Source organism: Solibacillus sp. iso_87, assembly GCF_056173085.1.
The window spans coordinates 3,038,557-3,062,642 of record NZ_CM149656.1 but is presented as its reverse complement, the minus strand read 5'-3'; the positions used below and the strand labels follow the sequence as shown (position 1 = coordinate 3,062,642).

The 24,086-nt window shown below is 38.2% G+C and carries 18 protein-coding genes; 9 read left to right on the top strand and 9 right to left on the bottom strand.

From position 1 onward, the window contains the following. The first annotated feature begins 351 nt into the window (after window positions 1-351). The 3 genes from AC0VXV_RS15675 (at window position 352) to AC0VXV_RS15665 (ending at window position 2,546) form a co-directional block, all read left to right on the top strand. Window positions 352-870, top strand: a complete 519-nt coding sequence (locus AC0VXV_RS15675; RefSeq protein WP_475529108.1) for an acyl-CoA thioesterase — start codon at window positions 352-354, stop codon at window positions 868-870. 261 nt (window positions 871-1,131) lie between these two features. Continuing rightward, on the top strand, window positions 1,132-1,878 hold the full coding sequence (locus AC0VXV_RS15670) for an amidohydrolase family protein (protein WP_475529107.1): 747 nt from the start codon (window positions 1,132-1,134) through the stop codon (window positions 1,876-1,878). Window positions 1,879-2,240: 362 nt separating this feature from the next. Then, the gene (locus AC0VXV_RS15665; protein WP_079524255.1) at window positions 2,241-2,546 is read left to right on the top strand and encodes a DUF3243 domain-containing protein; all 306 of its coding nucleotides are present in this window, start codon (window positions 2,241-2,243) and stop codon (window positions 2,544-2,546) included. A 291-nt stretch (window positions 2,547-2,837) separates the two neighbouring features. Here the strand turns inward: AC0VXV_RS15665 and AC0VXV_RS15660 are convergent, their stop codons facing one another. Together AC0VXV_RS15660 and AC0VXV_RS15655 are read right to left on the bottom strand one after the other, a co-directional pair. After that, the gene (locus AC0VXV_RS15660) at window positions 2,838-4,487 is read right to left on the bottom strand and encodes a methyl-accepting chemotaxis protein (protein WP_475529106.1); all 1,650 of its coding nucleotides are present in this window, start codon (window positions 4,485-4,487) and stop codon (window positions 2,838-2,840) included. A gap of 19 nt (window positions 4,488-4,506) precedes the next feature. Beyond that, window positions 4,507-5,481 carry a BMP family lipoprotein gene (locus tag AC0VXV_RS15655; RefSeq protein ID WP_475529105.1) on the bottom strand — a complete coding sequence of 325 codons (975 nt, stop codon included), beginning with the start codon at window positions 5,479-5,481 and terminating at the stop codon, window positions 4,507-4,509. A 544-nt stretch (window positions 5,482-6,025) separates the two neighbouring features. Between AC0VXV_RS15655 and AC0VXV_RS15650 the strand changes: the two genes are divergently transcribed. From AC0VXV_RS15650 to AC0VXV_RS15635, 4 genes are all read left to right on the top strand, one after another. Next, on the top strand, window positions 6,026-7,294 hold the full coding sequence (locus AC0VXV_RS15650) for a histidine--tRNA ligase (protein ID WP_475529104.1): 1,269 nt from the start codon (window positions 6,026-6,028) through the stop codon (window positions 7,292-7,294). A 20-nt stretch (window positions 7,295-7,314) separates the two neighbouring features. After that, window positions 7,315-7,836 carry an N-acetyltransferase family protein gene (locus AC0VXV_RS15645; RefSeq protein ID WP_475529103.1) on the top strand — a complete coding sequence of 174 codons (522 nt, stop codon included), beginning with the start codon at window positions 7,315-7,317 and terminating at the stop codon, window positions 7,834-7,836. A gap of 220 nt (window positions 7,837-8,056) precedes the next feature. Further along, entirely contained in the window at window positions 8,057-9,760 is a 1,704-nt protein-coding gene (locus AC0VXV_RS15640) for a sensor domain-containing diguanylate cyclase (RefSeq protein ID WP_475529102.1), read from the top strand. A gap of 174 nt (window positions 9,761-9,934) precedes the next feature. Further along, a complete protein-coding gene (locus AC0VXV_RS15635; protein ID WP_475529101.1) occupies window positions 9,935-10,891 on the top strand; it encodes an ATP-grasp domain-containing protein in 957 nt (318 codons plus the stop codon). 56 nt (window positions 10,892-10,947) lie between these two features. On the opposite strand, the gene AC0VXV_RS15630 is transcribed toward AC0VXV_RS15635, so the two are convergent. Next, window positions 10,948-11,475: a DUF2179 domain-containing protein gene (locus AC0VXV_RS15630; RefSeq protein ID WP_079524246.1), complete on the bottom strand. Its 528-nt coding sequence runs from the start codon at window positions 11,473-11,475 to the stop codon at window positions 10,948-10,950. Between the two features lie 456 nt (window positions 11,476-11,931). On the opposite strand from AC0VXV_RS15630, the gene AC0VXV_RS15625 reads away from it, so the two are divergent. Beyond that, on the top strand, window positions 11,932-13,068 hold the full coding sequence (locus AC0VXV_RS15625) for a SpoIIE family protein phosphatase (protein ID WP_475529100.1): 1,137 nt from the start codon (window positions 11,932-11,934) through the stop codon (window positions 13,066-13,068). A gap of 139 nt (window positions 13,069-13,207) precedes the next feature. Here AC0VXV_RS15625 and AC0VXV_RS15620 read toward each other — a convergent pair whose 3' ends face one another. From AC0VXV_RS15620 to AC0VXV_RS15595, 6 genes are all read right to left on the bottom strand, one after another. Continuing rightward, a complete protein-coding gene (locus AC0VXV_RS15620) occupies window positions 13,208-14,023 on the bottom strand; it encodes a CheR family methyltransferase (protein WP_475529099.1) in 816 nt (271 codons plus the stop codon). Further along, the gene (locus AC0VXV_RS15615) at window positions 14,016-16,721 is read right to left on the bottom strand and encodes an ATP-binding protein (protein ID WP_475529097.1); all 2,706 of its coding nucleotides are present in this window, start codon (window positions 16,719-16,721) and stop codon (window positions 14,016-14,018) included. Before AC0VXV_RS15615 ends, AC0VXV_RS15620 begins: the two co-directional genes overlap by 8 nt. A 124-nt stretch (window positions 16,722-16,845) precedes the next feature. Continuing rightward, complete coding sequence (locus tag AC0VXV_RS15610) at window positions 16,846-18,018, bottom strand: endonuclease Q family protein (RefSeq protein ID WP_475529096.1); 1,173 nt, start codon at window positions 18,016-18,018, stop codon at window positions 16,846-16,848. A 157-nt stretch (window positions 18,019-18,175) separates the two neighbouring features. Then, window positions 18,176-19,549, bottom strand: coding sequence for an MFS transporter (locus AC0VXV_RS15605; protein ID WP_475529095.1), 1,374 nt, complete (start codon window positions 19,547-19,549; stop codon window positions 18,176-18,178). Between the two features lie 338 nt (window positions 19,550-19,887). Further along, window positions 19,888-20,343, bottom strand: coding sequence for a helix-turn-helix transcriptional regulator (locus tag AC0VXV_RS15600; protein WP_475529094.1), 456 nt, complete (start codon window positions 20,341-20,343; stop codon window positions 19,888-19,890). 113 nt (window positions 20,344-20,456) lie between these two features. Next, window positions 20,457-22,538 (bottom strand): DUF2339 domain-containing protein, encoded by a 2,082-nt coding sequence (locus AC0VXV_RS15595; protein WP_475529093.1) that lies wholly within the window; start codon window positions 22,536-22,538, stop codon window positions 20,457-20,459. A gap of 230 nt (window positions 22,539-22,768) precedes the next feature. Here AC0VXV_RS15595 and AC0VXV_RS15590 point away from each other — a divergent pair, with 230 nt between their 5' ends. Next, window positions 22,769-24,064, top strand: coding sequence for a transglutaminase domain-containing protein (locus AC0VXV_RS15590; RefSeq protein WP_475529092.1), 1,296 nt, complete (start codon window positions 22,769-22,771; stop codon window positions 24,062-24,064). The last annotated feature ends 22 nt before the right edge of the window (window positions 24,065-24,086 follow it).

The window sequence follows — 24,086 nt, the reverse complement described above, 5'->3', positions numbered from 1 at the left end:
CAATTTTTTAATTGCATGCAGGTTTTTTATATGCTTACCATACAGAAATTTGAACTGTAACCTTTTTGTAACTCTTTCCGTAGGAGTCGGCTATATAATTAACTTATTCCAATTTATAGTGTGGGTGCGTATGCACATGAGAAAAGCCATTGGGTGGACATTTTCTAATATCCACCGCAAAACTTCTAATAAAATCCCACCCCAAATAGAATCAATTAAATACCTACCGAACATAATAAGTACTATAAAATAATTTAAATTAACATTGATTCTTCAAATGGAATGATTTATTATGGTCAACAAAAGAATTTTCGGAAAATTTAGAATAATATTCGTTGGAGATGATAAAAAATGGAAGAGTCAAAACCCTGTAATGCTTCAAGAGTAATTCGTTCAAGTCGGGTATTCCCGAATGATTTTAATAATCATAATACGCTGTTTGGCGGCAGGCTGTTAAGCGATATGGACCAAGTAGCCTCAATATCTGCGGCAAAACATAGCAGGCGAGAATGTGTGACGGCATCGGTTGATACAGTTGAGTTTTTAACACCGATCCGTCCAGAAGAAGCCGTTACATTCGAGTCGTTTGTAGTTTGGACAGGGACGAGCTCGATGGAAGTGTTTATAAAAGTGCATGCCGAAAATATGCGGACAGGGGAAAGCAAGATCGCGGCCATTTCCTATTTTACATTTATAGCGCTTGATTCAGCCGGGAAACCTACTAAAATCCCGCAAGTTTATCCGGAAACAATCGAAGAACGCTACTTATATGAAAAATCCAAACAGCGCACGAATTACCGAAATGAAAAACGGGTTTTCAATAAAGAAACAGTGAGTTACCTTCGAAAAAATCAATCTTGGATGGCGTAATCCCAGAATAAAACCGAACCATTTTGACGTTTCAATGCAGTGCCGAAAAGCCGTTCATCCGTATCAGTTGGCTGCTTCATAAGGTATAGCCCTCTGTAATTTCTAATAACCCCGGCAGAAGTGCAAATAAACGTCTCGAATCTTCCAATAAGCAGCCGCTTCTTTCTAATATCCGCAACAACTGTTCTAATAAACCCCCTTGCTTCTTTAAGAGACATATTTTAATAAAAAATATATAGTAAAAACAAAGGGGGAAGTGAAATGAGAATTTTTGATGCGCATTTTCATATTATCGATTATCAGTTTCCGATTATCGAAAGTCAGGGCTATATGCCGCCAAGCTATGACGCGGCAGCATATAGCGAAAAAACTAAAGATCTAGCAATTAAAGGCGGGGCAATTGTTTCGGGCTCATTTCAAGGATTTGACCAAACATATTTACTGCATTCACTGAAGCAGCTTGGTCCGGCATTTTGCGGCGTAACCCAGTTGCCATATACAGTGTCCGACGAAGAAATTGAAGCACTGCACAAAAATGGAGTGAGAGCATTGCGTTTTAACATTAAACGCGGGGGATCGGAAGATTTATCAAAACTCGATTATTTTGCAAGACGTGTGTATGAACTAGTCGGTTGGCATAGCGAGCTGTATATTGATGCGAAAGAACTGACTGAAATTGCTGCAACGATCGAGAAATTACCGGCAATCTCCATCGATCACTTAGGGTTATCCGAAGAAGGGCTGCCGCATTTACTGAAGCTTGTCGAAAAAGGGGTTCGTGTGAAAGCGACCGGTTTTGGCCGTGTCGAATTGGATTTACAAAAAGCAATGCAGGAGATTTACAGCATTAACCCGGATGCACTGATGTTCGGAACGGATTTGCCGTCAACTCGGGCAAAAAGACCATTTGAAGTTGCCGATATTACACTGATTCAGCAACTTTTTGATGAACAGGCTAGCGATAAAATTTTATATTCGAATGCGTCGCAATGGTATTTTGGAAAATAATAAAATTTAGTGGTAAATCTGTGCAAACAGCTTCACTCATATCAGGCCTTCCATTTACTGTCGTCATGCTCTTACTCTTCGTCTCTTTCTTTAAAATGATCCGACATAAAATCATTCCAATTAAGCGGGATGTCCGTCGTCATAAACGAATTATGGAGCATATCGAAAAAACTGAAAATAAATAGATAGTAAAAACGGGTACTGCTCACTCATAGGTGAAGCGGTACCCGTTTTTTAGAAATCATCATTATATAGTACTTAATAATTTTTATTTAGAAGATTTTTTTGAAATAAGTTTAATTACAAATGAGGCGGGGAATTGTTAAGGGAACGCCAAAACACAATCTAGGAGGAATTACAAAATGAGTGAAATGAATAACATTAACAAGAAACTTGATGAATTATCTCCAGAAAAAAAAGATCAGATTTTAGAAAGCTTTTCAACGTTCAAAAGCTATTTGAACGATCAGCTTGCTAAAGGTGAACGACTTGGTTTAAGCGATGACATGTTGGCAAAAGGCGCCAAGTTTGTAGCTGATCATTTAGCTAAAAATGAAGAACCTCGAAACAGTGAAGAGAAAGTGCTACAGGAATTATGGAAAGTAGCAGATGAAAGCGAAAAGAAAGCATTGGCAAGTGTGTTAGTTAAAATGGTACAAGCAGATTAATTCGTTGTATTAGAGTTTAGTAGAATCCAATAAAAATAAATGCAAAAGCTGATTTACAGCTTTTGCGTTTTTCATGTTTTCTACACTTTAAACTCATTGATTTGTTCTTGAACTCCTACCGCGCCTTCGCTCAATGATTGGGCGACAACGTTTTATAAAACTTCTAATAAACCTAACAGATGTTCTAATAACTAACCACAATCTTCTAATATCAACAGCAAACTTTCTAATAATTACAACCCAATAAAAAACCGAAACCCTATAAAAGGATTTCGGTTGGCACATGTAACATCAAGTTCTAAACTTCGCCACAATACCTTGCAGCTCTTCTGCAAGGTGGGCAAGGGAACCTGCTGCGGTATTCACTTCGGACATCGATGCAAGCTGCTCTTCTGAAGCGGATGCGACCGACACGGCATTGTCTGCCGTAGTTTCGGAAACCGCAGCCATCTCAAGTGATTGCTCTGACACCGATTCCATTTTCGAATGAATGCTGTCAGATACAGCGGTAATCTCGTTTACCTGGTTTTGTACTTGTCCAATAATAGCAAGAATTTCTTCAAACGTTGCCTTCGTATCATGCGAAATTGTAATCCCGGCATTGACGCGGTCTTTCACTTGCTGGATTGATGAAACGGTTGTCGTCGTATCGTTTTCAATTTCAGCGGCAATACGCGAAATGTCGGATACGGACTGCTTCGTCTGCTCGGATAATTTCTTCACTTCATCAGCGACAACTGCAAAGCCTTTACCAGCTTCACCCGCACGCGCTGCTTCAATTGCAGCATTCAGTGCAAGCAGGTTCGTCTGGTCGGAAATATCCTGTACAAGCTTTAAAATATTCACAATTTCAGTCGTACGGCTAGCAAGAAGTGTTAAAGAATCTGCTGTTTCTTCTACTGTTGATTGAATGAGGTTCATTTGAGATACGGTATTTTCTACATATACCGAACCTTTCCCAATTTTTTCATTAGTTGAAATAGACAATGCTGTCGCCTGATTTGCCTGATTCGCTATTTCTTCAGCCTCTTCCAATACTTTTTGTGCAAAGGCGGCAGAGGAGCTCGACATTTCCTTTTGCTTGTCCGCTGCGTCTGAAACATTTTGAATGGAAGTGGAAATCAGTTCTGTACCAAGCATTGTTTCATCGGCACTGGCCATCAGCTCTTCGGCAGATGCTGCAACCTGATCTGAACTGTCAGATACATGCGTAATGATTTCCTTTAAGTTACCTGTCATTTGGCGGAATGAAGTTTGCAGTTCACCAACTTCATCATCAGTCTCCTGATCTTCAAACTGCACATTTAAATTCCCTGCAGCAATTTCTTTTGCGCCTGTTGTTAATCGACCGATGCGGCCAACAATTCTGTTTGTGAAATACAGTGCCGATACGACACTTACGATAATAAGTACGATAGCAGAAATAATGGAAATCCATGTAATCGCATTTATTTTATTGCCAAGCTCTTGCTGCATCGCCGTATAGTTTGCGCTCACATCGCGTTTTAGCTCGATTACATCATTGACGATTCCTCGCGTACGCTGGGATTGACGCTTAATTTCCGCTACATTTGTTTCCTGTAGGGAAGCGGCAGTCGCTTCGGCAATTTTTGCAAACTTTTCTTCAAACTGTCCACTGATCTGACGTTGGCGTTCTGTTGAAAAACTGCCTTTTAGATTGTTATAAACTTCTTCAGTTCGCGCTAAATCAGTTTCAATATTATATTTATTATTCTCGGATACATTGATCGAATAGACGCTCAATGATTTTTGCAGGCTTTGAACCGAGCTGTTTAATTCCTCAACGGCAACTAAGGATTCCACGACTTCTTCCGTTGATGCGTTCAGGCTCATAAGCTGGCTAATATTATAGCCGATAATAATGACAGCCAGTAGCAGCGGTACCAATGCCAACATTAATATTTTCTGTTTTAATTTCACTGTTGTACGATCCTTTCTTCTACTTAATCGTCACTTGACCGTCCGCAAGCTCCTGCTGTAACTGTTCAATTTTCTTTTGTTCCTGCGCAGTTAAATTCACGACACGGATTGGTGCTAGACTGACACCACTTTCTTTAATGCCAAGCACTTTATCTTTTTCCGAAAGTGTCCCTGTTTCCACAATTTCATTAATTGCCTGATAAACAGCAGTATCAACCTGTTTTAGCATCGAAGAAACAATCGTATCCTCTGCAAGGAAAAACTGATCGCTGTCCACACCAAATGCATGTACACCGGCTTCCTGTGCCGCTAAAATAGAGCCGACCCCTGTAAAGCCAGCAGCAGGATAAATATAATCCGCACCTTGCTCAATCATATCGCGTGCAATCGAAGCACCTAGCTGATCATCCCCAAAATCACCTGCATAAACGGATAATACCTCTATATCAGGATTTACTTGTTTGGCACCTGCTTTAAATCCAATTTCGAAACGCTCAATTACTTCATTTTGAACACCGCCGATAAATCCGATCGTATTGCTTTCTGTTTTCATTGCAGCGAGTGCACCTAGTAAATAGGAACCTTCATCTTCTTTAAAAGTTATATTATGAACATTCGGCAAGTCCGACACTGCGTCGATTAATATAAATTGCTCGTCCGGATTAGCAGCAGCCACTGCCTCCATATCTTCCTGAACTGTAAATCCGATTCCAATGATCAGATCCTGTCCTTCCGCAACGAGTTCTTCCAATCCTTGCTTATATGTACCGGTAAATTCAAGTTCACGGTAATCAAACGTTATATCTAGTTCATCGCGTGCTTTCTCAAGGCCTTCAAAAGCAAGATCCGAAAACGACTGATCACCAAGTCCTGCATCTGACAGCATGACACCAATTTTCACCCGTTCCTTTGTCTCTTCCTCTGACTTCTGTGAGCAGGCAGAGAGCTCGACTATAACGAGAAGACTCATAAAAAACAACCATCTTCTTTTCATTCCATCAGTCCTTTACATTAAATACATTATGTAGAAGTTCGACCTCCAACATTTTCAATTTTAACGTATACATGTCATTTAATAAATAAAATAAAAAAATTTTGCAGATAATTAACAATTACTGGGAAGTTTTTTAAAGTAATGGATTTTACTAAAACAAATCTGCGGGATATTAGAAGAAGTGCGAATGATATTAGAAAATCTACTACCGGTCTAATTAGAACAACGCGCCACCTTATTAGAACATCAATCGAATATATTAGAACATCCTGCCTGTATAAATAGAAAATTCTGAGACTAGAGTTGACACATTATGGAAAAATCCGGTATAGTGTAGTAATTAAAAAGGGGGAGACTTTTATGAAAGGCATCATATATTCTCAGCAGTTTACACAATTACATCTTCATACTAAGTAGTCTTGCTATCTTTATTAAATTTTTAATAATGAATAGGAAGACTTTTTCGCATTGAATCGTATAATAAAGCCGTTTTGGAGCTTTATCATTATACGGTTTTTTATTTTTCGAAAATAGGAGGATTTGTATGAAAAAAATGGACTATCAAAACGTAAGAGGAACACAGGATTATTTGCCAACCCAGGAAGTCATCAGACGCAACATACGGCGCACATTAGAAGATACGTTTATATTGTATGGATGCAAGCCATTGGAAACACCGATATTAAATTATACAAAGTTAATGGCTTCTAAATATGCAGGAGGGGCAGAAATTTTAAAGGAAATGTACACATTAACAGATCGTGGGGAACGTGATTTAGCACTCCGTTATGATTTAACGATACCTTTTGCGAAAGTGATTGCGATGAACCCACAATTATCAATGCCTTTTAAGCGTTATGAAATCGGGAAAGTCTTCCGTGATGGACCGATTAAAGCAGGAAGGTTTAGAGAGTTTACTCAATGCGATGTGGATGTTGTCGGCATCGAATCTCAGTCAGCAGAAGCTGAACTGATGATGATGACAATTGATGCATTTAACAAGTTGAATATTGAAATGATGATTCAATTCAATAGCCGCAAGTTATTGGCAGGGTTACTGCAATTTTTTGAAGTCCCTCCAATAAAAATAAACAGCGTCATTCTTATACTGGATAAGATGGAGAAAATCGATCAAATCACTTTACTGAAAGAACTGGAAGAACAGAACCTTTTACCTTCCACAATTGAGTTGATTAAGCAATTTTTGAACGCTAGTCCGACACTCGCATATTTTGAAAAGTACCGAATGGAGAATGAATTAATAAAGCAAGGCTATGAAGAATCGGTCGAGCTGCTAGATTATTTACAAGTTTTAAATGTCGGTGAGAGTTGTGTATTTAATCCATTTTTAGCTCGTGGTTTGGAAATCTATACAGGAACGATTTATGAGCTGTTTCTAAAAGACGGTGCCGTTAAATCAAGTATTGGAGGCGGCGGTAGGTACGATAATGCCATTGGAGGGTTGCTCGGTTCAGAGGAAAAAATTTCGACTGTCGGCATTTCATTTGGTTTGGATGTTATATATACAGCGATGGAGCAAAGAGAAAATAATGCCATCGAGGCGTTAGTAGATATTTTTATTATTCCATTAAATACGGAAAAGGAAGCACTGCGTTTAGCATGGCAATTACGCCAGCAAGGAAATCGTGTAGAAGTGGAATTAAGCGGAAAGAAATTGCGAAAAGCAATGGAAAAAGCAAATCGTGAAAATATCCGTAAAGTAATTATTTTAGGAGAAAATGAAATTCAGAGCGGACGATATGAGTTGAAAGATATGCAAACAGGTGAAGTTGAGCAATTTGAAATACTGTAATTAGGAAGGGAAGAGACGGAATGATTATTCGCAAAGCCAATATAAGTGATGCACCGGGAATTGCCAAAGTCCATGTTGATAGTTGGCGAACTACATATAAAGGCATTATTCCCCAGAGCTTTCTGGATGGGCTAAGCTATGAGCAACGCACAAAACTTTGGGATAACAATATTTCAGATAAAACTAGTACGATCTTTGTGGCAGAAAATGAGGGAGAAATTATCGGTTTTGTCACGGGGGGCACACGTAATACTAATGAAGAGGCAGGAGCAAGCGATCTAACATCGATTTATTTACTTGAAGAATGGCAAGGCAAAAGCGTCGGGAAAAAACTATTGAATCAAATTATGAGTGCCTTTTTAGAGCAAGGATATCAAAAAATATATGTTGATGTATTAGCAGCGAATAAAACAAAACAGTTTTATAAATATTATGGTGCTGAGTATGTCAAAACCGTTCAATTAAATATAGCAGGTAAGACATTAGATGAAGAAATTTATGTATGGAACAATGTAGAAAAAGTAATTCAACAGTCTAGATAAAAGATTTACATTTTTTGTCTTATTTCAAATAATATTATTGAATAATTGTAATATTATGTTATTATTTTACAGTGTGCTATAGCTAAAAACCTATCATTTCTCTAATTATTAGGATAATAGAAATAAAAAATTAGGAACTAAAACATGCTACTTTCCTTAGTAGTCATGTTATACTAATAGTTGTCAGACATTTCAGTTAAAGTGAAAAAGGGGGCCCGGTATGGAATTTAATCGAAGAACAAAACAGAATGTATTATTGCTTTGGTTAGCTACTGGGCTACCCCTCATGTACGGATTATATTTTCTGTTTCCAAGTCAGCCGATCGACTGGGAAATTTTCATATACTTGTCTATTTTCGCGCTCATCACAACAGCGATTCCATTCCAATTTGGGAATACGACGATTATTCTTTCACAATGGGTGACATTGGCAGCCTTTTTGTTGTATGGTGTCGGGGCAGAAATGCTGATCGTCCAGTTAAGTATTTTGCCGATTATTTACCAGATGAGAAATCATAAAGATGCGTTTTACCGCATTATTTTTACTTCATGGATGTTTGCCTATACATCCTTTTTCGCTGCCGGCATTGTGCATTTAGCAGGGTTTGAAGTAGGGAATTCGAATTTAACACATTTACTGCTATATGGAACAGTATTTGTCGTGTTGCACATGTTTATCAATCATACGATTTTGTATGTACGCGACCGTTTTACAGGTGAAGATGAAAAATTTTTCAGTGAGCATTTATTATGGGATTATGGCAGCGCGACCATTACGATCCCGTTTGCCGTAACATTAGTCATCCTGATTAATAGTATAGGGGCACCGGCGATTTTCCTGCTCGGCATTCCGTTTTTTGCAATAACGTTTATTGCAAAAATGTACAATATTTCGGAACGGGTCAACCATTCGCTCAGTAAAGCAAGCGAGTTTGGTCATGAGCTGGCAGATCGATTAAGCGCACAGCAAATTATTGAACTGTTTATGCACCGGGTAAGTCAGCTCTTTGCACATGATGCAATGTATCTTGTCGACCATATTCAGGGGAAATACGTGATTTTGCGTGCGAGAGTAGATGGAAAAGATATCGAAATTCAGGCAGATTCAGATTCAATTCGCGATTCCTTTATTCATATTTGCTTCCAGACAGAAGACAAAAAAGTGTTCTCAAGTGCAAAAGAATGGGAAAAAGATGCTCCGGATTTTATTCCATTCGATATGAACAGTGTCATGATAGTTCCTATACACCGTAACCAAAAAACGGAAGGAACGCTGATTTTAACGGCACGAAAAAAGAACGCTTTCGAAAAGTACCAGATGGATATCGTTCACTTACTGTCGACGTATTTTGCGGTGTCTCTGGAAAAAGCGAAATATTTCAGCGCGGCAGTTGAGAAAAGTGAGACATGTGCATTAACAGGTCTATATAATTATCATTTTTTAGATAAACAGCTCGTGATGGAACAGGAGCGGATTATAGCAAACCCCCATCTGCAGTTCTCATTGTTAATGATGGATATCGATTATTTTAAACGGATTAATGATACGTATGGCCATCATGCGGGTAATATTATTCTTCAAAATTTTGCTAAACTCCTAGAAAACTTTGTTCCGGAAGAAGCGGTTTTGGCAAGGTATGGGGGAGAAGAATTTGTCATGCTTCTACCGCATATGACAAAGGAAGAGTCAGTCCAGTTAGGTGAAGAGATTCGTCAATGTGTAGAAGTAACACCATTTTTAATTGAATCTGATTTAGCCGAAGAGGGTCAAAAAGAGCTAGTATTTATTACAGTGAGCATTGGCGTTTCAAATGTACCGGATGACACGGATGAAACAAAAGGGCTTTTACGCAATGCCGACCGTGCACTTTATATCGGAGCAAAACAGGCCGGACGCAATAAAGTAGCAGAGTATTCACGTTAAAAGAACTCCTTAGTTAATGCTATGGAGTTCTTTTATTATTTTCCAAAGAAATTTTAATAATAACCGGGTAGCAAATCATACTAATTTCATATGAATTAATGTATGATGGAAGTATAATCTTTAAAGTTGAAAAATTCTGTGTAAAAGCTTGCAAGAATATCGGAGGAATGAAAGATGGCAAAAATCTACGTAATCCATGAAAATGATGATTGGACGCGTCACTTAGTAAATCGTTTAGAAGAATTGAACTTACCATATGAAACTTGGCATTTAGATGAGGGGATCGTCAACTTAACTGAAGCCCCACCAGAAGGCGTATTCTACAACCGAATGAGCGCCTCATCACATACACGTGATCACCGTTACGCACCTGAACTGACAGGAGCAGTACTGGACTGGCTTGAATTCCACGGAAGAAAAGTATTAAATGGCAGCAATGCACTTCGCTTGGAGTTAAGTAAAGTAAAGCAGTACACAGCACTGGAAAAGCACGGAATTAAAACACCAAAAACAATTGCTGCTGTTGGAAAACAGCAAATTGTTGAAGCAGCAAAAGCACTGAATATCGTACCGTTTATTACGAAGCATAATCGTGCCGGAAAAGGATTAGGTGTTCAGCTGTTCTATTCAATCGCTGCACTCGAAGAGCATTTGGCTAAACAGGACTACGAAGAGCCTGTTGATGGAATTGTGCTGATCCAGGAATATATCGAATCACCTGAATCGTACATTACACGTGTTGAATTTATCGGCGGCGAGTACTTCTACTCAGTACAAGTCGATACATCGGAAGGATTCGAGCTTTGTCCTGCAGACGTATGCCAAATTGGCGATCTGTTCTGTCCGGTAGGGGAAGAGCCGAAAGAGCAACGTGCAAAATTTGTAATCGTCGAAAACAACGAAACAAAGCTGCTTGAAAACTATGCGAATTTCCTGAAAGATAGCGGGATTGATGTAGCGGGCATTGAATTTATCCGAAATGCAAAAGGTGAAGTATTTACGTATGATGTCAACACAAATACGAACTACAACCCGGATGCAGAGGCAAAAGAAGAGAAGTACGCAATGCTGCAGCTTGCGAATTTTTTAGGGCAGGAACTGGAAAAAGTAACAGCTCAAAAAGTGAAATAATATAAAAAGTCCAATGAAGGGGGAGTGCAATACTGCACTTTCTTCATTGGACTTTTTTATTTATGTTTCTTATGCTGCTTCATTCGTTTTACTAAAAAACCGCCTTTAAATGATTTCGGTTCATAGGAAATAATAAACGCTGATGGCTCATGATGCTGAACAAGCATAAATAATTCCTTCTCACGATTTCGTTTCGTTAAAATTTCATATTTATAACGCTGGCTGTCACGGCCTTCACCAACGTATGTCGTTACCGCAAACCCTTCATTTCTCATAACCTGAATCAGCTCTTCATTGCGTTTTTGCGTATTGATCGTTACATAAATATAACCAATCGCAAGTTTTTGCTCGATGCGCGTTCCGATAATAATCCCTAGACCAAAACCGACCGCATAGACGACCATTGCAAGAAATCCTTGGTCGCCGCTGAAAACAAGAGACAGACCAAACACGTAGATGAGCATTTCAACGATTCCGATCATTGAAGCGAGCGTTGTAATATTTTTAACTAAAAAAATTGTACGCAGTGTAAATAAAGGAACGTAAAGTAGTTGTAATAATAGAATAAGCAAAATTTCTTTCATCAAATCGAATCCTTTTCTTTAAATAATTATGCTCATCATAATATGTGCACTCTTACAAATGCAATAGATAAGATTATATAGAGAAGCATGATTAAATATTCACCCTGACTAATAGCGCTTTCCTAATAAAGAATATTCTATACAAAATTTCTCAAAAAAAACATAACTTATATGTTTACCCATCCTTTATTTGTGGGAAACATATATGAGGATAATCCATAGCAAATTATTCGTTATAACGTATTACTTTTACCTTAGAAAAAGAGACAGGTAGGAGCTTTTGTAATAAGTCTATCAATTACTTATATTATACATAGTACATAGCTAATAAGACTTATAGACTGAAAATGGGACAAGAAAGCCTCCGCATTTCTTTTACCTGTTGTTTTCTGTATAATTATGTGGAACGGGCAATGAATTATGCTTTATCTAAAAAAATAGAGAGAAGTTGATGTAATGACCATTCTTGTTGTAGACGATAACCAAGTTAACCTCTTTGTTATTGAAAAAATATTGAAAAGTGATGGTTATGAGAAGTTTGTTTCCGTACAATCTGCAAAAGAAATGTTTGACTACCTAGATCCATCCAATGCTCCTAAGTGCTATGACATTAATGTTATTTTATTGGATGTTATGATGCCGGAGATGGATGGAATTGAAGCTTGTCGTATTTTAAAACAAAATCCTCAATGGAAAGATATCCAGGTAATTTTCGTCACGGCACTGGAAGATAAGGTGAAGTTGTCGGAAGCTTTAGATGTTGGCGGCATTGATTACATAACAAAACCTATTAATCGAATAGAATTATTAGCCCGTATCCGTGTTGGGAAAAGGTTGAAAAAAGAACTGGACTGGCATACAAATCAGGAAAAGATTATTCAAAGAGAGTTGGATCTGGCAGCCCGTGTCCAACAAAGTCTTTTAAGCCCACCTGTTCATGAACCGAATATTTCGATTACCGCTTCTTATTTACCATCATCGAATCTGGCAGGAGATTTATATTATTGGGACAAGCTTGATGAAGATCGCTATGCTGTCATGTTATTGGATATGATGGGGCATGGTGTGTCCGCATCGCTTGTTTGTATGTATATTTCATCTGTTTTGCGTGAGGCAATTAAAAAGTTGACCGACCCTGAACGTGTTATTGCAGAGTTGAATCGTTATATGAATTTACTGCAAAATGAAAAAGAAAATATATTGTATTATTTCACAGGTGTGTATTTTATTATTGATACGAAGAAAAAGACAGTGGAATACGTCAATGCAGGTCATCCAAAAGGCTATGCTTTGGTTGATGGCGAAAAGACAGTACCGATTACGCCTACTAGCTATGCGGTAGGTTTTGTTGAAGATATTAAAATTGAAAAGGCGATTATTCCATATGATTCGTCGATCCAAATTGTCCTATTTACAGACGGAGTTTTGGAAGCAATGGGTCCATGTGAGCTGGAATCTGATAAAGAGTTATGTAAAATTGCGAGTACCCACTGGTCGACAGAAACTTCACCGATCGACTACTTATTGAAGTGTGAACAGCAACATAATCAACCGGATGATATGTGTGTATTATTATTGCGTGCTAACAGTTAATAAGCGGATATAAATATAAGAACTCAATTTTTCTCTCGTAGAAAAATTGAGTTTTTTGCTATTTGTTCCAAAATAAAAAAATGGTACATCCATAACAGATGTACCATTTTTCATTTCTTACATTATTCAAATATAGTTGTTAAAATCTCTTTTGATAGATACGCTCCGTTCCATTAACGGTGCGGTATTTGGATACGAGTGGAGTAAATTGCAAAGTTTCTTTATCTCCTAAGCCAAGATATCCGTTTCTTGCTAAGCTATCGTAAAAGAGGTGATGCACTTCATGCTGCAGCTCAGGTGTAAAATAAATGAGCACATTGCGGCAAATGATAATATCAAATTCCTGGAACGATTTATCCGTTGCCAGATTATGCTGGGCAAACATGATGTTTTCGCTTAAGAAAGGTTGAAATGTGGCGAAACTGTCATCCGTTTTATAGTATTGGGAAAAGCTTTCCGTTCCGCCAGCTAAAATATAATTCTTCGTATAGGCTTGCATTTTATGAAGAGGGAAGGCACCTTGCTCTGCTTTCTTCAGCACATCTTCGTTCATATCTGTCGCATACATCATCGCACGATCCAGTAGACCTTCTTCCTGCAGCAGGATGGCCATTGAGTAAACCTCTTCACCCGTTGCGCAGCCTGCATGCCATATCCGTATTTTATCAAGCTGTTTCAACTGTGGGATGATCTCTTCCCGGAAAGCCCTAAAGAATGAGGGGTCCCGGAACATTTCAGTTACATTAATGGAAAAATCGTTCAGCAATACACTTAACAACTCTTTATTGTATATAATCGATTCGGTTAATTGAGATATTGATGAAAAATTATTAAGTCGCATGCGATGCTCAATGCGTCGCAATATAGATTGTTGATTGTACTTTCGGAAATCATATCCCGATAATGTGTAAACTGCTTCCAATAATAATCGTACTTCTAACTTCTTTCTATACATTTCGTAAACTTTCCCCACTTGTGAGCCATACCGTTAGTACGGAGAATAGTTGTTCCAAGTTTAAAGGCTTACTAATATAATCGGAAGCCCCAGCTTCAAATGCTCGATCTTGGTCTTGCTTCATCGCTTTTGCTGTTAATGCAATAATCGGCAGCTCATATAATTGTAAATCTTTGCGGATACGCTCCATCGTTTCATATCCGTCCATTTCAGGCATCATAATATCCATCAGAACAGCATCAACACGTGTTGCCGTCTGTAAAATATTTAAGCATTCTACACCGTTGGACGCTTCTATAATGTGAACACCTTTATGTTCCAATGCCTGACGAAGCGCATAAATATTACGGTAATCATCATCAACAATCAAAATATGCTTTTCATCAAATATCGATTTTGATGCATCCATCGGAATCCCTGGAGTGGCATCTGTATAAACGGCTTCCTGTTCAGCGATGCTCGATTGTACAGCATTTCCGTCAGGTAAGCTTGGCAAGTATACTGTAAACGTACTGCCTTGACCTTCAGTACTTGTTAACGTAATCCATCCACCAAGAAGTTTAGTAACTTCACGGCAAATCGATAAACCTAAGCCTGTTCCGCCATATTTACGAACAGTGGCGCCGTCCGCTTGCTGGAATGATTCAAAAACAATGTTTTGTTTATTTTTCGGAATACCGATGCCTGTATCTGTCACACTAACCGTGATCCATGTATCGCTTAGCTGTCTCATGGCAGGTGTTATACGTGCTTTATCCACCTTCACTGTTACGGAACCTTCCTCCGTAAACTTCAATGCATTGGAAAGTAGGTTATTTAAGATTTGATGGAATCGTTTCACATCCGTATGGAAAATTTCAGCAAGATCATTTGCAACATCCACGGATAATTCCAGGCCTTTTTGATTCGCTACCGGTAGGAATAAATTTTGAATATGCTGTGGAATTTCATAAACATCCATCTCTCTAAACCATAAATCCATTTTTCCGGCCTCAACTTTCGATAAATCCAGAATGTCATTAATCAGGTTCAGTAAATCTTCACCCGAATCATGGATAACTTTTGCATATTCCAACTCATCTTCAGATAAATGTTGTTCATGGTTTTCCGCAAGCATTTCAGACAAGATTAAAATACTGTTGAGCGGTGTACGCAATTCATGAGACATATTCGCAAGGAACTCTGATTTGTAGTTCGAGCTTTGACGCAGCTGTTCTGCACTTTGTCTTAGCTCAACCTGTACTTTTTCCAGTTCATGCGTTTTCTGTTCCGCATCACGTGTACGCTCTTCTAAACGTTCATTAATAGTTGTCAGTTCTTCTGTTTGCATTTTCAGTTCTTCAGATTGCGTTTGAAGTTCTTCTGACTGAACTTGCAATTCTTCCGTCATTGCCTGTGATTCATTTAATAGACGAACAACCTCCATACGACCAATAATACTGTTGATCGTTACACCTAGATGTACAACAACCTCTTTAATAAGCTCACGATGCTGTTCGCTATAAGGCTTAAGTGAAGCTAATTCAAAAACAGCAACGACTTCTCTTCCGAAAAGTACAGGAACGATAATACCGTTCGAGATCGGAATATTTCCGAGTGATGTTTCTAAGTAGTGGAAACTGTTATCTTTGTTGTCATAGCTTAATACACGTTTTTCTTTTACACTTTGACCGATGAAGCCTTGTCCAACTTCGAAGCTGTCACGACCTACATCATCGCCTGTTTCCGCAAAGGCAGAAATTTTATTGAACTTGTTATGGTTGCGAATATCCTGAATGTAAAACGCACCATACACCGAATGTGTACGAGTCGTTAATGATTTCAGCAATACTTCACCTAATTCATCAAGTGTATCGACACCTTGGTAGGCTGTTACAACTTCGGCCAAGTTCGTTTGGTACCATTGACGGTTTTCCAATGTCGTAAGGAGCGAATTCGTTGCCAATACGAGATCCCTTACTTCATCGTTCGTTTTAGCAGTAATTCGTTTTCGCACTTTACCGTCTGAGGCATTCATATCCTGAACCGCTTCAGTAACTTCGTTGATCGAACCGGCAATATTACGAGAAATAATTGTGAAAATAACGATAGTCACGGTCGCAATTAATGTTAAGATCGCAAAAAGACTATACGTTAATGCTGTATTTTGATCATTAAGCTCCGCAACTTTTTCTTGGATCGCTTCTGTTTCAAAATTACGGAAAGCGGTGAATTTTTGCTGCAGCTCACTAATGGCTAAGCTGCTTTCAACACCGTTGAACATTGCAAGTACTTCCTCATTATCGTTAGCAAGTATTGCGTCCATTAGAGGTTGTCCAATATTGTTAATCCAATCTTCGATACCGCTATGAACTACTTCCAGCTGTTCTTGCCCGCTTGAAAAGTCATAAACAATAGTGCTTAATTCATCATAGGAAGCTTTCCATGTTGCCATTTCTTCATTAAACTTATCTAAATGCGTTTCATCGTCCGTAATTAAATAACGATGTAAGGAGGATTCCATATTAAGAATTTGGCGTTCCAGATTATTTGACATCATACGCATTTGAGAATCATATTTAATAATGTCGTTTCGTTCTTTTTGTAAACTTGTTATTTGGTTATTTAAGACAAGCGCCGCAACGATTAAACATACTATGAGAATAATATATCCACTCGTAATTTTGAAGCCAATGCCCAATTTACGTTTTTTCTTCATTATGTTCCTACCCTGCCTTTATATAAAATTTCTATCATCTAAGTATACTATAACTTAGTAGACTGTACGAATATGATGATTTAAAAAGTGGAAAGAATTATGATGTTTAATCGATATAAATGATTTAATTCGTATCAATTTTCCCGTAAATTCCGCCACCGCCTCCCGTTATGGCAATTTTTCCTTTTCTCGATAAGTCGATTAGCAGTGCGAGTTTTTCAGGAATGACGTTTTTCAGTTCTTCCAATGAAGCCTTATGCAAAATATTCATCTCGGTTCCAAAGGAATCCAGCATCTTTTCGATTGTTTTAGAACCAATACCTGGAATAAAGTCGAGCGGAACTTGATGAATGTATGGAGGCCTGCTGATTTCCAGTAGCGGGTTATCCGTTAATTCTACAATTCTTTTTGCAACGCCTTTAATCAGTTGTTCCTTTCCGCAATGAGGACATCGGCTATGACCTTCTTCTATTAATTGTTCGCCACAGTTGGCACATACCGTTTCGTGATATTTGCCAAGAAGGGGATTGAGTCCGTAATTAGCTATGATTTGTCTGCCTTCAATTTGATGGAGCGCTTTTCTCAGCTCTTCAAAATTTGCATCCTTTAACCGGATTTTCTGATATTCACGGGCTAGCTTTCCTAAAGAATGCGCATCCGAATTAGTTACAAAACTATATGGGGCCAACTCACTGATCCCTTTGACCATCATCGTGTCCGAACTTAAGCCAAGTTCAATTCCATCAATAAGGTCTGGATCGAAAACTTCCGTTAAGCTGCTTTTAACACCTTTCCCAAAAAGACTTTTAAATGGGGTAAATACATGTGCCGGAATAAACAGACCTTCAAGATCACGGACTTTTTCCTGCAGTGTACGGCCATCACATCGTGTCCGTTGTGTGCTCAAATGGATGTTCTTCTGATGAAGCTGCAGCCAATTCGAAAACTGTTTCATCTTTGTAAGTGTTGGTATATAGCAAAGGACATGGATCGGTCCATGACAATTGGCATCATAAATCTCGATTTCCGTTCCTAAAATAAGCGTCGTCTTTTTATAACGAATTCCGCCTTCCGCTAATTCTGTTGCTTTTTGTTCTTGAAGAAGCTGTTCTACTTCTTCGATTACTTCTGGTGAATGACAATCGATAATACCGATTAAATCCAATCCTTTTCTCGAAGTAGCGGTTTCCAAAATATTTGTCAGCGTTAAGTTTTTGCTTCCTGTTATTTTGACTGCCCGTCCTTTATAAGTGCGCCCAATATGTATATGTAAATCCGCATAAATTTCCTTCCACATCGTACACACATCCTTAAAAAAGTTGTTTAATAAATCATACCCGAAATTCGAAGTTTATTTACAAGGAGGGGAAGTTTATTTACAAGACAATGTAAAGACAGGTTTTCAAAGGAAATAAAAAAAGCCATTTTCCTCATGGAGAAAAATGACTTTTTCATCAATCAACTGCTTCAGATAGTGTTGCTTTAGTTGAGGCAACCTTTTCTGCAGACACGTTACCTTGCAGATTTACATACGAGCGTTTATCTGAAACGAATGTTAAAGCGATTGCCGCTATTAAACCTGGAATGGCAAATGCGATGAAGTTCATTTCAATCGGTAACGCAATCGATAATAAGAACCCGCCTAAAAGGGGACCCATCATACCACCCATCCGTCCAATTCCGGATGCCATCCCTAATGCAGTGGAGCGGATATTAGGCGGATAATACTGTGAAACGTAAGCTTGTACAATATTTTGAGCACCAATAGTCGCAGCACCTGCAACGGCAACTAACACGTAAATGTAAAATGTATTGCCGCCAAATCCTAGAAGTGTTAGAGCGACTGCTCCTGAGGCATACATCGGAACTAGCATTTTCTTTGAGCCGTATTTATCACATAAACGGGCTATAATAATAGTTCCGACCATTGCCCCCCCTTGAAGGGTAATAAGGAAGCCCAAGCTCGAATTTAACCCATAGCCAGCTTCAATCATTAATTTCGGCAACCATGTGTTTAAACCGTAAACCATTAAAAGGCAAGAGAAAAACGCCGTCCAAAACATGACCGTACTTAAACCACGCTTATCCTTAAATAAACCGACTACCGGTACTTTAGAATTGTCCACAGGAATATGTTCCAACTCTTCCGTTCCATCAAAAGTTAAACTTGGGTTTACTTTTCGTAAATTTTTGAATAACTCTTCTTTTTGTCCTTTTCTAGCAAGGTAAACTGCTGATTCCGGCAGCTTTTTATACATCAATGGTAAAAATAGCAGTGGAATTCCGGCAACCCAGAAAATCGACTCCCAGCCTAAACTAGGCATAATCAAAATTCCTAGAATAGGAGCTATCATCCCACCGACAGAATAGCCGCATAATACGATGGAAACAGCCATACTGCGCATTTTTTTAGGTGAATAATCTGTCAATAAAGCGATTACATTCGGCATAATTCCACCGAGGCCTAAACCAGCGATAAAGCGGAAAATTGAAAATAACACTACGTTTGTTGTAAAGCCACATAGCAATGTAAACAAACTAAATAATACGATTGAAATCACGGTAACTTTTTTTCTTCCGAGACGGTCTGCTAAAATTCCCAAGATGATGGCACCAAACATCATACCAAACAAACCATAACTACCAATTGCGCCGGCTTGAACTGTAGTTAATCCCCATTCCTCGATCAGTACAGGAACAACCGTACCATAGACGACCAAATCATACCCATCAAATAAAATAATGAGAAAACACCATGCCAATAAGCTGAAATGAAAGCGGTTAAATTTACTCTCCGCAATGACCTGTGCTACGTTTACTTTTTTCATATACGTTCCCCCTTAAGTCCCCCAATCCCCATTGAAACGACTTATATTATTAATATAGTGAACAAAGTTCATTAATATTTATAAATAATAGTATTCTGAATTAAGATAATTTTCAATGTTTTTTTATTGGAAAAGTTTATAAAAGTTAAAAAAACAGCAAATTATATAGTTTGTACAAATTTTCTGTTAAAAATGGGAAGGTGAATGTTGTTAATTAATAAATTTTTTGGGGGGGATTAAGTGTTAGTAAAAAAGGTGGTTACCTAAAATTAACAATCCTGCTGACAGGGGAAATTTCAATCAGCAGGACAACAGCAATATAATAATTCGTAATCTAATTAAATGATGGATTTTATCGCTTGCCATTTTTCCATTACGACTTCTTCCTCAAACGTACTAATGATTCGATAGTTTTCGTCGTCTAAAATGCGGTAATGCTTGCTTAATAGGTTTTGCTGAAGGCGGTGTTTTTTATATTCTTCGATGTTCTTCCACCATATATACCCGCCCATCGTTTTTTCGCGCGGGGTAATGATGACATTATGCGCAGTTAGTTCAATGACTTCCATCGGATCCCCGCCAATACGGTTTTGCAATGTTTCGCTATGGCGGAATAGGGCACAGATCGCAATTGTCGTTGTCCAGTTTGCATAAGTGCGCTCTTTCTCGATTTGTACGAGTGTCTTTTTCGAAATGCCCAAAATTTCGGCCATTTTATCTTGCGTATAATTATTTTCAGTGCGGATAAGTTTTAAACTTTCCGATGTTATTTGTATGATAAAATCTCGATCCATCGAATCACCTCGTGTAATAATACACTAAATATAACATAATACCATTTCTATTTCGACGAATTGGAATGAAAAATAGCCTGAGCAAAATTGCCCAGACTATTTTCATATAACAATTATTCGTCTTTTCCTTTTCCAAGTAGCTTGTTTGAAATGACAAGTCCGATTGCACCGATAATAATGAACGAAATCGAACGAATCAGAATGTCCAGCTCAGATAAATCAAAGAAAATCATTTTAATAATCCCGAAGAACAGTAAGCCAATACCAACCATTTTCAAGTTAGAGTAACTTCGTTTCGCTGCTAGGAACAGTGATAAGCAGGCGAAGATAAAAATGAATACAGTATTTAAAATAACCGCTGAGCTCCAATTGAGAAGATCATGGAAATTCATGAAATTCGTTATACTGAAAATCCATAAAATCGAAATAATTATACTGGCGATCGTCAGTTTCTCTGTATTTTGGCTTAAAAACGTTGTGTAGTTTTTATAAATCCACCCTTGTTCCCAAGCATCTGCAACAATTGCCCACAGAATAGCAAAGTATAAAATGCGAACGATAAGGGCGACAAGAACTGCCTGGTCGTCAACCCATACAGTGGAAAGTAAAACAAGTCCCGCAAACACGTAAACGCCAGAAGCAAGCCAAGGTAGAATTTGGCCGACAATTTCGCGTTTGACGACTAAAACAGCGGCAAAGGCAAACGCAATTACACTATATGCTAAAAACGTTGTATAATGCTGTGGCATATACGCCCAGTCCAGTTTCCAAAAATATAGCAGGGCAACTAAATATAATAGACACGGATAAATATCTTCCAATCTGAAAAATCTCTTTTTCTCTTCAACCGGTTCAGCATTATACTGAAGCAGCACTTTATAAAGAACGACAAGCATAGCAATGACAAGAACAATGTTTAAATGCTTCAGCGAGAAAAATGGTTCCACTTCATAAAACATTAAAACGAAAAAGGCGAGTATAGAAAACGTAATACCCTTAACCCATTTCATGAATAAAATCGCATGCTTCACCGCAACGACCAGTCCGCCATATGCTACGACAATCATCAGAAGTAATGACATTTCACTTGAAATATTGAGCTGAGTAATAATATTCAGCAGTACAATAGCCGATAATGTTCCGAACATATCGATCAACAGTCGGTCCGCGCGCTTGAAAACGATATATAAAGCACCAGCTACAATCGCAAAGAACAAAATAAGAGCAATTAGTAACGGAGTATCTTCACGAGAAAGAATTCCGTTTATTAATGACAAGACGATGACAGTAAAGGTGAATAGTAAACTAGCATGCAATTTACTATTACTAGAATATAACCGTAAGAAACTTACGAGAAAAAGACTGAAAACCGCAATGATCGCAAAGGCAAAAAAGACGAGTCGTTCATCATGGAATATCGAAACAACTGCCAGTGCTAAAACTGAAAAAGCAGTCCCGATATAAAGTGCTCTACGCTGTGTATGCTTTAAAATAACGACTTGCACAACGGCGAACAGCAACACGACGAAAATGCCGATAATAACTCCGCTAAACTGCATGTATTCCAGTAAATATGGCAGTAATAATGACGTAAAGACAACGAGTGCCGTCAATGCTTCATTTCCTTTAACATAGCTGATGAAAACTCCGTAAACAATATAAATTAGTGCAAAAATCAGTGCTACATATAAACCGAGCACGTCATATAAAATGGCCCCCGCAGCAGTAGTTAAAATCCCGACAATGAAGGTACCACCGTAAAGCGATAACGCGACAACCCGCGACCCTTTTTCCTTTTTCTCCATATAATAGGCACATGCGCCAAGGCCGATCGATAATACAAAGCCGGCAATAATTTTGACGCTATCGGATAAGAAGCCGTAATCACTAACGAGTTTCAAACCCCAAAGGACACCGAGCACTAAAATGACCGTAAAGATTCGCGGTAATGCGCGAGTAAACAATTCTTCAAGTGACCGCTTTTCCTTTTCTGGAATAGGGTCTTCCTTTGGAACAGCAACCGTACTCGGTACAGATAGTTTTTCTCGTACAAAAGGTTTTACCGGTTCTTTTTTAACGGGTACAACTTGCTCTATTTTCACATGCTGCTTTAAATGCTGTACTTCTGTTTTTAATGAGCGTACTTCCTGTTCCAAAGCCGCAATCCTCTCCAGCATCTCTGTATCTCTTTCCACACAATCACCTCTTTCAATAAAAGTAATGATACTCTATTAGTGTAATTTTACACTTTTGTGTTGTGGAAGTAAATCATTATCGGAAAATTCATTTACTATAAAGCTAATCTATAATTAAGGGGCGAGGAAAAATAGCACAAGGACTATTTATGAGAATGTCATGCATATTATTTATCATTTGAAACTATAATTAAGTAATATAGAAATAAGTAAAATTAGTAGGGGGTAATATGAGTAATTTAATTATTTTTTCAATCATTTTTCTAATCGTCCTAGTAATTTTTATAAAGCTGTTCCGTTCCTTTACTGCTCAATTATATATTCGAAGCAGAATACGAAAAGGAATCAGGCAGAATTTTAAACAAATTAAATTGGCAAAAGGCAATAAGCAACAGCTTTATGACGTATATAAAAGTGTTTATAATAACGCGACATCAAAACCAAATCGATTATTTGCCTCCAGAGACCGAGATAAGTTTGAACTGAAAGCAAATACAGAATTAAATCGTATGACGAGAAATCCTTTTACAAAACTGTATGCAAGCGCATTAACGTATTCAAAAGGGTTATTTACATGTCTTTTTCTTATTGCGACAATTCTTTCAGGCGGCATTTTGAAGGATGAAGTAAAAGCTTCTTCATTGACATTGCCGACAGTTGACGAAAACATTCAATTAAAACTGAATGTTAACTTGGAAGATAAAATCGATCAAATCGTGACAAGCTTTATGCAAGGTGAAAATAAATTGCAAAGCTTTAAATTTCAGGATTTGGCAAATAACAAAGTTGTTCCGGTTTATGACGTAAAAGATTTACCGCAGGCAGTGACAAATGTGGAGCAGTTAGGCCAGGCAATCGCCCACCATATGTCGCAATTTGAAAATCAGTTTACGGTGTACTATGAAGGGGATGTCTCCGATTTTGAAACGACAATAGATGAAGTATTTGCATGGTTGGAAGTAAATGAACCGTATTTATGGGCGGTCATGGGCGAGTTTTCAACACGTGCCAAATACTATGGCAATAAAGTCGAATGGCATGCAACGGTAAACTATGATTTAACAGCAGAAGAAAATGCCATTGTGCTAGGGAAAATCGATCAAATTATAAGTACAATTCCGGAAAACGCAACGGAATCGGAGAAAGTTAAATTTGTGAATGATTATTTAGTCGTCCATACAGAGTACAATGTGAACAGTAAAGCGAATCCACATACACCGTATTCTGTTTTAATGAATGGGGAAGGTGTCTGTGAAGGATATGCATTAGCCGCCTTATTAATGTTTGAAGCGCTCGGTATCGAGGCGAAATATGTTGTCGGTAATGCAGGCGGACCACATGCCTGGAATTTGGTGAAAGTGGATGGACAGTGGTATCACCTCGATATTACATGGAATGACCCGGTTCCGGATCAGGGAAATCGAGTCCATTATCAATATTTCCTTATAAGCGATGAAAAACTTTCAAATGACCATGAATGGATTAAATCGGATTATCCGAAAACATCTGTAAATGATTACCTGTGAAAAATAATATTGACAAAATAAT

Excerpts from the sequence above, each read along its gene's own strand:
- AC0VXV_RS15675 (WP_475529108.1), top strand. The coding sequence starts at position 352 with ATGGAAGAGTCAAAACCCTGTAATGCTTCAAGAGTAATTCGTTCAAGT.
- AC0VXV_RS15670 (WP_475529107.1), top strand. The coding sequence starts at position 1,132 with ATGAGAATTTTTGATGCGCATTTTCATATTATCGATTATCAGTTTCCG.
- AC0VXV_RS15665 (WP_079524255.1), top strand. The coding sequence starts at position 2,241 with ATGAGTGAAATGAATAACATTAACAAGAAACTTGATGAATTATCTCCA.
- AC0VXV_RS15655 (WP_475529105.1), bottom strand. The coding sequence starts at position 5,481 with ATGAAAAGAAGATGGTTGTTTTTTATGAGTCTTCTCGTTATAGTCGAG.
- AC0VXV_RS15650 (WP_475529104.1), top strand. The coding sequence starts at position 6,026 with ATGAAAAAAATGGACTATCAAAACGTAAGAGGAACACAGGATTATTTG.
- AC0VXV_RS15645 (WP_475529103.1), top strand. The coding sequence starts at position 7,315 with ATGATTATTCGCAAAGCCAATATAAGTGATGCACCGGGAATTGCCAAA.
- AC0VXV_RS15640 (WP_475529102.1), top strand. The coding sequence starts at position 8,057 with ATGGAATTTAATCGAAGAACAAAACAGAATGTATTATTGCTTTGGTTA.
- AC0VXV_RS15635 (WP_475529101.1), top strand. The coding sequence starts at position 9,935 with ATGGCAAAAATCTACGTAATCCATGAAAATGATGATTGGACGCGTCAC.
- AC0VXV_RS15630 (WP_079524246.1), bottom strand. The coding sequence starts at position 11,475 with ATGAAAGAAATTTTGCTTATTCTATTATTACAACTACTTTACGTTCCT.
- AC0VXV_RS15625 (WP_475529100.1), top strand. The coding sequence starts at position 11,932 with ATGACCATTCTTGTTGTAGACGATAACCAAGTTAACCTCTTTGTTATT.
- AC0VXV_RS15620 (WP_475529099.1), bottom strand. The coding sequence starts at position 14,023 with ATGTATAGAAAGAAGTTAGAAGTACGATTATTATTGGAAGCAGTTTAC.
- AC0VXV_RS15615 (WP_475529097.1), bottom strand. The coding sequence starts at position 16,721 with ATGAAGAAAAAACGTAAATTGGGCATTGGCTTCAAAATTACGAGTGGA.
- AC0VXV_RS15610 (WP_475529096.1), bottom strand. The coding sequence starts at position 18,018 with ATGTGGAAGGAAATTTATGCGGATTTACATATACATATTGGGCGCACT.
- AC0VXV_RS15605 (WP_475529095.1), bottom strand. The coding sequence starts at position 19,549 with ATGAAAAAAGTAAACGTAGCACAGGTCATTGCGGAGAGTAAATTTAAC.
- AC0VXV_RS15600 (WP_475529094.1), bottom strand. The coding sequence starts at position 20,343 with ATGGATCGAGATTTTATCATACAAATAACATCGGAAAGTTTAAAACTT.
- AC0VXV_RS15590 (WP_475529092.1), top strand. The coding sequence starts at position 22,769 with ATGAGTAATTTAATTATTTTTTCAATCATTTTTCTAATCGTCCTAGTA.